Raw genomic sequence first — 3,274 nt, forward strand, 5'->3', positions numbered from 1 at the left:
GCCAACAGTTATAGTAAAAAAATGGATGTTTACTACCTCTGTTCAAGAGTATTCGTTTTTCTTTATAAAGAGAAAAATAAGAAAACAGAAAATTCAGTTAAAATTTATGCGACGCTAGTGATTTCATCAGTTAAACGAATTGAGTTTTTGTTTCTACTTTTATAGTCGAGCTCCGCTAATTCAATTGCTGTAACAGAACGTTCCTTCTTTATCAGCCTTGAATAAAGATGGGTTTTCCGGGTAAAATGAGAAGATGTAAATGTAATAGATGAAAGTAGTGTGGTTATGACGGGAGAGAAACAAAAATTAATAGTAATTATTGGTCCGACAGCCGTTGGTAAAACCAAGTTGAGCATTGAAATGGCCAAGCTGTTAAATGGAGAAGTTATTTCGGGAGATTCCATGCAAATTTATAAAAAGATGGATATCGGAACAGCGAAGGTTACAAGCGATGAAATGGAAGGAATTCCTCATCACTTAATTGATATTAAAGAGCCGACTGAGTCGTTTTCCGTGGCTGAATTTCAAGAGATTGTAAGAGAGAAGATTACAGATATTCATGGCCGGGGTAAACTGCCGATTATTGTAGGTGGTACAGGATTATATATTCAATCTGTCATCTATGACTATCAGTTTACTGAATCAGCAGGCGACGAACACTTCAGACAGCGCATGGAACATTTTGTTGCAGCGCATGGAATTGAGCCTCTTTATCAAAAACTTTGTGAAATAGATCCAGTTGGCGCAGAGTCCATTCATCCTAACAACCATAGGCGCGTTATTCGTGCTCTTGAAGTGTATGAAGTGACTGGTAAGCCTTTCAGCGTTTATAATCGTGAGCAAACTCAAGAGCTTCTCTATGATGTGACGCTCATTGGTTTAACAATGGAGCGTAAACAACTATACGATCGAATTAACCAACGTGTTGATCTTATGGTGCAAAAAGGCTTGGTAGAAGAAGTCAAATCACTGTACGATGCAGGGGTTCGTGATGTACAATCAATTCAAGCGATTGGCTACAAAGAACTGTATACATATTTCGACGGAAACTGCACGCTTGAAGAAGCGATTGAACAGTTAAAGTTGAATTCAAGAAGGTATGCCAAACGTCAATTAACATGGTTTCGTAATAAGATGCCTGTAACGTGGTTTGAAATGGAAGTTGACAATTTTCATGAAAAGTTCAACAAAATTTTCACTTATGTAGCAGGAAAGCTGAAAGAAGAAGCGAATTAATCTAGTAAAGATAGAGAAATGAGGAGGCCGAATAGTGAAACAATCCGTTAATATTCAAGATCAGTTTTTAAATCAATTACGCAAAGAAAATATTTATGTCACTGTGTTTTTATTAAATGGTTTTCAACTGCGCGGACTAATTAAAGGGTTTGATAACTTTACAGTTCTATTGGATTCAGAAGGAAAGCAGCAGTTAATTTATAAACATGCAATCTCAACGTTTGTTCCAAATAAAAATATCTCTGTAGAATTAGAGTAGTCAGATAACCAGCCAAATCCGCGGGGATGAGGCTGGTTTTTCTTATGGTTGAAAGAGAGAAGTATTTTTCTTAACATGGTTTACTGTTTTACCACATACAACTATAATAAGCGTTTATTTCTTGGGTAATGGCGAGCTACAGAAAAAATACAAGCCGCTAAAAGAAAATGATGATTTCATTCGTTCGTCCTACAGCTAGAGATAGAGCGATACAATGTCATCAGCGTAACTGTGATGAAACGAGAGGTGAACAGTGTGGAGCAGCCTATAACTCTTAAAAACAATGGGCAAATTAATATTGTTTTAAATAACGAGACAAAGAAAGAACGAGTCTATACAACGTCAATTCCACGTCCTGTGAAACGACCGATTGTTAATCATGAACCACTGCTAGAAATTGAAAGAGAAATGAGCGGTCTGGTTGGAATGGATGAGCTAAAAAAAATGATTAAAGAAATATATGCTTGGTTATATATTAATAAAAAGAGAGAAGAAAGTGGTCTGAAGGCAGAAAAACAAGCGATGCATATGATGTTTAAAGGAAATCCAGGTACAGGAAAAACAACGGTTGCAAGGCTTTTAGGGAAATTGTTTTTAAATATGAATGTGTTATCAAAAGGACACCTCATTGAAGCTGAAAGAGCAGACTTAGTGGGTGAGTACATTGGACATACAGCACAAAAAACCCGAGATCTTGTGAAAAAAGCGTTGGGTGGTATTTTATTCATTGACGAAGCCTATTCGCTTGCCCGAGGTGGAGAGAAAGATTTTGGGAAAGAAGCAATTGATACGCTTGTGAAGCATATGGAGGATGCAAATGATAAGTTTGTCTTAATTTTGGCTGGCTATCCACGCGAAATGGAGAACTTTTTAAGCTTAAACCCTGGTCTTCGTTCAAGGTTTCCATTCATCTTTGATTTTCCGGATTATGATGTCAATGAGCTAATGGATATTGCAGACCGGATGATGGATGATCGCCAGTATCAATTCAGCGGCGATGCTTATAAAAAGTTAAAAGAACATTTCATGGATGTAAAATACAATCAGACGCCTCTAGATTTTAGCAACGGTCGCTATGTGCGAAATATTTTAGAACGCTCCATTCGAGCTCAATCCATGAGGCTTTTAGAAGAAGCAAACTATGGTAAAGAGCAGCTGATAACGCTTAAATCAAGCGATATTCGTCTATAAAAATCCGGATTTAAAATGCATCCCAATTGTTAGACACAGTCTAACAATTAAAGGTGCATTTTTTTATGACTAAATTTAGTGTAGAAGAAAAAATAAACGCTTTTGTCAGATATGTAAACATTTATCATGAACACGAAGGATGTTACGGATATCATCGTATTCGTAGTGAACTCGCAAATCGTGGAAGTAAAGTGAAACACAGAAAGATTCAACGTATCATGAAAGCACGAGGATTAATCTGCATGGTACGCATAAAAAATATAAATCCTATAAAGGAACAGTTGGCAAAAACGCACCGAATCGTTTAGAGCACCAGTTTACAGCTGAAGCTCCGAATGAGAAATGGGTTTTTATTTCTCATTTAATGTATGTTCAGTTAGAAGAATCTTATTATCGGATGTTTTTGCCACTAAGTTGTTGTTCTGCCATTTGTACTGTTTGCGATTGTATGCAAATCCTTTACAAGTTGTATCGTTAACATGTGTAAAAGAAAAATGGTTTATTCTTAAGGCGAGAAGTCACTAGTGTCGCATTAAAATAATTCAACGCTTTATAAAAATCTAAATTTTCAGTAATTTTATCTTTGCA

At 36.3% G+C, this 3,274-nt stretch carries 3 protein-coding genes and 1 pseudogene; all 4 read left to right on the forward strand.

The features are described from left to right. The first annotated feature begins 285 nt into the window (after positions 1–285). On the forward strand, positions 286–1,236 hold the full coding sequence (gene miaA, locus AC1UFB_RS05115; RefSeq protein ID WP_076513904.1) for a tRNA (adenosine(37)-N6)-dimethylallyltransferase MiaA: 951 nt from the start codon (positions 286–288) through the stop codon (positions 1,234–1,236). Between the two features lie 34 nt (positions 1,237–1,270). Continuing rightward, positions 1,271–1,495 (forward strand): RNA chaperone Hfq, encoded by a 225-nt coding sequence (hfq, locus tag AC1UFB_RS05120; RefSeq protein ID WP_025908613.1) that lies wholly within the window; start codon positions 1,271–1,273, stop codon positions 1,493–1,495. Positions 1,496–1,750: 255 nt separating this feature from the next. Beyond that, positions 1,751–2,686, forward strand: coding sequence for a stage V sporulation protein K (gene spoVK, locus AC1UFB_RS05125; protein ID WP_025908614.1), 936 nt, complete (start codon positions 1,751–1,753; stop codon positions 2,684–2,686). Positions 2,687–2,805: 119 nt separating this feature from the next. Continuing rightward, positions 2,806–3,035, forward strand: a pseudogene (locus AC1UFB_RS05130) (IS3 family transposase); the annotation flags it as partial. Between the last annotated feature and the right edge of the window lie 239 nt (positions 3,036–3,274).

It is taken from the genome of Priestia sp. KCTC 13724 (assembly GCF_056820425.1).

Excerpts from the sequence above, each read along its gene's own strand:
- miaA (WP_076513904.1), top strand. The coding sequence starts at position 286 with ATGACGGGAGAGAAACAAAAATTAATAGTAATTATTGGTCCGACAGCC.